Here is a 4,607-nt window from a genome sequence, read left to right as displayed (position 1 = left end):
GCCGTGTTGTCCGCGGTCGCGGTCAGGTGAGCGGTGACGGCGACTCGGCGCCGGGGATCGTCAGCGCCGGTGTACCCGATCCGTCCGCCGGGACGCTCCACACGTCGGGTTGGCCGTCGTCCCGACGCAGCGTGTAGGCAAGCTGTCCGCTGTCCAGCCAGGCCGCCTGGTCATCGACGCTGCGGGTCTCCGCGGTCGCGGTGACCCGCATGCTCGACAGGTCGAGGACCGACAACCGCCAGCCCTTCGCCGGGTCGGCGTGGATCGCCTCCTTGAACGCGAGCCGGGTGCCGTCCGGTGACAGCGACGGGCACTCGACGTTCTCCTTGAGCGTCTCGACGGTGCGGGCGGCGACGTCACCCCGGACGAGGTACCGCCGACCCCCGGTGGACATGGTCGCGTAGAAGCGGTTGTCGTCGGCGGTGAAGGTGACGCCCCAGTAGTTGACGTCCGGGTTGCGGTGGCGGCGGCCGTCCATCGTGATCGCGAAGTCTTCGAGCGACGCCACAATGGCACCGGTGACGGTGTCGAGGATCCCGGTGCGGGTGGAGAAGCCACTGGAGGTGTACGAGTCACCGCCGACGAACGTGGTCCAGGAGACCATCCGGCCGGAGGCCGAGACCCGGGCCCGGTTCGGCAGACCGGGCACACCGACCGCCCGGGTCTGGCGCAGCTCCGCGTCGAGCACGACAACCTGGTACGACCACGCGGTCTCCGGCTTCAGGCAGACCCCGGTGCCGGCCGCGGCGTAGACCCGCAGGCATTCCAGACCGCCGACCGTGCGCGGCCCGGCGGGGTCGGTCGCGGCGACGGTGGAGACGTGCCGGTCGGTGATCGCCAGCAGACGCGGCCCGGGTGCCAGGCTGACCGCCTGCTCGCCGCCGACGGGCGGCGGTGTCCGGGGAGCCTGCGCGGCCGTGGCGGCGTAGCCGGCCGCCACCGTGCCCAGCAGCACGGCCGAGGCGACCACCACGCCGAGTTTCGCTCGGGTCGACATCGCGGTCATCGGAGCACCTTCCGGGTGGTGGGTCGGGACGGGGAGGTCAGCAGGAGCAGCGTGCCGACCAGGACGCCGGCGACGGCCACCGCCGCCGCGCGGACCGCGTGCTCCGGTCCCCACGCCTGCCAGGCCAGACCGAACAGCACTGAGGAGACGAGGTACGCCAGGGCCTGCCCGGTCTGCACCAGCGCGATTCCGGTGGTCCGCAGTCGCGCCGGCAGCACGGGCCCGGCGAGCGCGATGAGCACACCGTCGGTGGCCGCGTAGAAGGCGCCGTACAGCGTCAGCGCCAGAGCGATCAGTGGCCAGCCGTCGACCGGGCCGGCCAGCAGCAGGTACGTCGCACCGAGGGCGGTGTAGCCGCCGATCACCACGGGCAGGCGACCGATCCGGTCGGCGAGCGCGCCGAGCGGGGCGGCGAGCAGCAGGTAGGCCAGGCTGGTTCCCACCGCGAGCAGCGGGAACCAGCGCAGGCCGAGGTCCATCCGGCGTTGCAGCAGCAGGTAGACGAAGCCGTCGCCGATGGTGGCCAGGCCGAGCATCGCGGCGGCCAGCACCAGCCGGCGGGCAGGCCCGCCGCGCAGCAGGCCGACCGCCTCGCGGACGGACACCTTCGGGTCGTCCGGCCCGTCCGCCGCCGGGCCGTCGGCTGCCGGGCCGTCGGCTGCCGGGCCGGTGGGCCGTTCCCGGACGAAGAGCACCAGCACCACGACGGCCAGTGCCGCGATGCAGAAGCTGGTGACGAAGACCGCGTCGTACGACTGCCCGACGACCAGCAGGACCGCGAACGCGGCGAGCGGCCCGAGGAACGCGCCGAAGCTGTCCATCGCCCGGTGCACCCCGAATGCCCGACCCAGCGCCTCGGGCGGGGTGGAGAGGGTGATCAGAGCATCGCGTGGCGCGCTGCGCACCCCCTTGCCGAGCCGGTCGACGGCGATGACGGCACCGATCGCCGGGATCGACCGGCCGGCGAGCAGCAGTCCGAGTTTCGCCACCGCCGAGAGCGCGTACCCGAGGCCGGCGATCAGTTTGCGCCGCCGGAACCGGTCGGCGGCGAAACCGCCGACGACCCGCAACAGCGCGGTGGCGCCGGCGTGGACGCCGTCCAGCACGCCGAAGGCCACCGGGCTGAGGTTCAGGCCCAGCACCAGGTAGAGGGGCAGGACTGCGGCCACCATCTCGGCCGACACGTCGGTGATCAGGCTGACCGTGCCGAGCGCGATGACGTTGCCGCTGACCATCGCGAACCGGCCACGTCGGGGCCCCGGTCCGGGCGGGTCGGCGACGGGTCGGGAGACGGTCGACAGGTACACGCGCATCTCCTCGGATCGACGGCTGACGGGCAGCCATCGTCCGTACTCGCCGCGGTGGACACAACGGACCGTCGGTGGCATCCGGGCGAGGGCCGGGTGAACGGCTTTCCAACAACGAGGTGTTCGTCTGCCGGGACGCAGTGTTCATCCGCCCGTCGCCCGCCGGCTCATCGACCTTCCTACATTCCTTGCGCTCTTCCCACGAGGTAAGGAGTCCTGGATGGACATTCGATTCCCCCGTCCGTCGGTGACGCTGGGGCTGGTCACGGTGATCGTCGCCGCGACCGCCGCCGTCGTCGTGACCGGCGCTGGCGCGGCGTCGGCGGCGAGCGTGACCTTCACGCCGGTCGCCGACACCTACGTCCAGAGCGACACGGCCACCACCAACTACGGCACGTCCACGCAGGTCGTGGTGGACAACTCACCGGTGCGGCGCTCGTTCCTGCGCTTCACCGTGAGCGGTGTCAGCGGCACGGTGACCGCCGCCAAGCTGCGACTGCGCACGATCAGCGGTAACAGCGGCAGCGACGCCGGCGGCACGTTCCGCCGGATGTCCAACACCACCTGGTCGGAGACCGGCACCACCTGGAACAACCAGCCGGCCATCGACGGGGCCACGCTCGGCACGATCGGCGCGGTCAGCGGCAACACCTGGTACGAGGTCGATGTCACGGCCGCGGTCACCGGCAACGGCACGTACAGCTTCGGCGCCACCTCGACCAGCGGCGACGGCGCCTACTACGACACCCGCGAGAGCGGCGCTGACGCCCCGCAGCTGGTGGTCAGCACCGGGACCACCACGCCGCCCCCGTCGGGCGACCCGGTCTTCGTCGGCGCCGGCGACATCGCCGACTCGGGCTCCGGCGACAGTGCCACGGCGGCGCTGCTCGACACCATCCCGGGCACTGTCTTCACCACCGGCGACAACGTCTACGACAGTGGGACGGCGTCGCAGTTCAACAGCTACTACGAGCCCACCTGGGGTCGGCACAAGTCCCGTACCCGCCCGTCGCCGGGCAACCACGACTACAACACGTCGGGCGCGACCGGCTACTACAACTACTTCGGTACGTCCGCCGGCCCGAGCGGTCGCGGCTACTACTCGTACGACCTCGGCAACTGGCACATCGTGTCGCTGAACTCGAACATCAGCATGTCGGCCGGCTCGGCGCAGGAGCAGTGGTTGCGTGCGGACCTGGCCGCCAGCGGCAAGCCGTGCACGCTCGCGTACTGGCACCACCCACTGTTCACGTCCAGCTCCAACCACGCGCCGTCGACGTCGACGCGTCCGCTGTACCAGGCCCTCTACGACTACAACGCCGACGTCGTGGTGTGGGGGCACAACCACGTGTACGAGCGGTTCGCCCCGATGAACCCGGCCGGTGCCGCCGACTCGAGTCGGGGGCTGCGCAGCTTCGTCGCCGGGATGGGCGGTGCCGGCCACTACGGCTTCGGCACCATCCAGCCCAACAGCGAGGCACGTAACAGCTCGGCGTGGGGCCTGCTGAAGTTCACCCTGCACTCCAACAGCTACGACTGGCAGTTCGTCCCGGTGGCCGGCCAGACCTACACGGACACCGGCACCACCTCCTGCCACTGACCGCGCGGTCCCGCCGCGCCGTCAGCGGCGCAGCGGGACCCTCGCTCCCCCTGGCTGACGGAGCCCGCTCGATCGCGGCGACCCGCGCGGTTCCACGGCGAGATCTTGGACAGTTTCCGTTCACCCGGAACGGAAACTGTCCAAGATCTACGAAAATCGCCACGTCCGGCGCCGCGATCGGCTGCCAGGGCCGACCCGGTCAAGTCCCGACGGCACGCGACCGAACGACGTGTGCCCCCGCCCGGAACGCGGGCAGGGGCACACGGGCGTACGTCAGGGCGTCAGCGGGACGTGCCGGCGCGACGCTTGTTGTAGACGTCGAAGGCGACCGCGACGAGCAGGACGAGGCCCTTCACCACGGACTGGGTCGACTGGTCGATGCCCATGAGCTGCATGCCGTTGCTCATCACCGCCATGATCAGACCACCGACCATCGCGCCCACCACGGTGCCCACGCCGCCGGTGACCGCCGCGCCGCCGATGAAGGCCGCGGCGATCGCGTCCAGCTCGAACATGTTGCCAGCGGCGGGCTGGGCCCCGTTGGACCGCGACGAGTAGATGACGCCGGCCACCGCCGCCAGGAAGCCCATGTTGACGAACATCCAGAAGTTGACGGTGCGGACCTTCACCCCGGACAGCGCCGCCGCCGACAGGTTGCCGCCGATCGCGTAGACCTGGCGGCCGAAGACGGTAC

The 4,607-nt window shown here is 71.4% G+C and carries 3 protein-coding genes and 1 pseudogene; 1 reads left to right on the top strand and 3 read right to left on the bottom strand.

Features of this window, described 5'->3' with window-relative positions:
- Window positions 1-22: 22 nt before the first annotated feature.
- Together KBX53_RS23220 and KBX53_RS23215 are read right to left on the bottom strand one after the other, a co-directional pair.
- A complete protein-coding gene (locus KBX53_RS23220; RefSeq protein ID WP_210861623.1) occupies window positions 23-1,006 on the bottom strand; it encodes a PD40 domain-containing protein in 984 nt (327 codons plus the stop codon).
- Window positions 1,003-2,313, bottom strand: coding sequence for an MFS transporter (locus tag KBX53_RS23215; RefSeq protein WP_309140835.1), 1,311 nt, complete (start codon window positions 2,311-2,313; stop codon window positions 1,003-1,005). The genes KBX53_RS23220 and KBX53_RS23215 overlap by 4 nt, the downstream gene beginning before the upstream one ends.
- A gap of 220 nt (window positions 2,314-2,533) precedes the next feature.
- On the opposite strand from KBX53_RS23215, the gene KBX53_RS23210 reads away from it, so the two are divergent.
- Window positions 2,534-3,913, top strand: a complete 1,380-nt coding sequence (locus KBX53_RS23210) for a DNRLRE domain-containing protein (protein ID WP_210861621.1) — start codon at window positions 2,534-2,536, stop codon at window positions 3,911-3,913.
- Window positions 3,914-4,194: 281 nt separating this feature from the next.
- On the opposite strand, the pseudogene KBX53_RS23205 reads toward KBX53_RS23210, so the two are convergent.
- Window positions 4,195-4,607: pseudogene (locus tag KBX53_RS23205) on the bottom strand (sugar ABC transporter permease); the annotation flags it as partial.

This window comes from Micromonospora sp. M51 (assembly GCF_018070305.1).
Taxonomy (GTDB): Bacteria; Actinomycetota; Actinomycetes; order Mycobacteriales; family Micromonosporaceae; genus Micromonospora; species Micromonospora parva.
This window is presented reverse-complemented; position numbering and strand designations above follow the sequence as displayed.

Coding starts and splice junctions, on each gene's coding strand:
- KBX53_RS23210 (WP_210861621.1), top strand. CDS start 2,534: ATGGACATTCGATTCCCCCGTCCGTCGGTGACGCTGGGGCTGGTCACG.
- KBX53_RS23220 (WP_210861623.1), bottom strand. CDS start 1,006: ATGACCGCGATGTCGACCCGAGCGAAACTCGGCGTGGTGGTCGCCTCG.